1 protein-coding gene is annotated in these 998 nt (G+C 43.6%); it reads right to left on the reverse strand.

Annotated features, from left to right (window positions below; genetic code table 11):
• Positions 1 to 537: type I glyceraldehyde-3-phosphate dehydrogenase (locus tag AACS98_RS22725; RefSeq protein ID WP_304439119.1), on the reverse strand; the 537-nt coding region annotated here is incomplete at its 3' end.
• Positions 538 to 998 lie beyond the last annotated feature (461 nt).

Raw genomic sequence — 998 nt, forward strand, 5'->3', positions numbered from 1 at the left:
GGTCATTAAACCTTCTGCCAAGCCAAAGTTATCATTAATCACTTTAGCGATGGGGGCTAAACAGTTAGTAGTACAGCTAGCATTAGAAACAATCACATCCTTACTGGGATCAAAAGTTTCATGGTTAACGCCTACTACGAGTGTCTTTACCCTTTCCGGGTCTTTGGTTGGTGCAGAAATGACTACGCGCTTTGCTCCTGCTTGCAGGTGTTTGGATGCGCCTTCATAGTCAGTAAACAATCCGGTTGATTCCACAACGTAATCAGCACCAAGCTTACCCCAAGGTAATTCAGCAGGATTTCTGACTGACACACAGGGAATGAAGCGACCATCAACTACAATGCCATCTTCTCTAGCTTCTACCTGACCGTGATACTTACCATGAGTAGAATCGTACTTTAACAGATAAGCTAAGTTATCTGGTGGTACAAGGTCATTAATCCCCACAAATTCAATATTGGGGTTGTTGATACCAGCACGAAACACCAGCCGCCCGATACGGCCAAATCCATTGATGCCTACTTTTAACTTAGTCACAACAAACCTCCTCTGAAAATGACGATGGGCTGCGCCCCACCGTGGGTGTTCGCCTCAACTAAGAGGCTTACAAGCTAATTATCCTAGCTGCAAAACTGGATTTAGCCGGCTCAATTTTAGTCTGACTTAGCTGATCGTGACAGCCCAAAGCCACCAAAACCCAAATTACTTGGCATCTTTTAAGGTTTTGGGTATGGGCTGATGCCATAACAGAGGTAAGACGATTAATTTCGGGCTGTTTAGGCTAATATTTGGTAAATTTACTGAAATTGGCGTAAAAAATCTTGAACAACAAGATCCCCGACTTCTTCAAGAAGTCGGGGATCTATCCCATAATCATTTAAGAACTGGGGAGTAAGGGTTGAGCATTACTAAACCCCTACTCACTGCCTAATACCGTTTCTTGATGTAGGGGCGGGTTCACAAATACCCTGACTGATTAACGATGATCTAAATAAACC

The organism is Anabaena sp. CA = ATCC 33047 (genome assembly GCF_963870205.1).
Lineage (GTDB): Bacteria > Cyanobacteriota > Cyanobacteriia > Cyanobacteriales > Nostocaceae > Trichormus.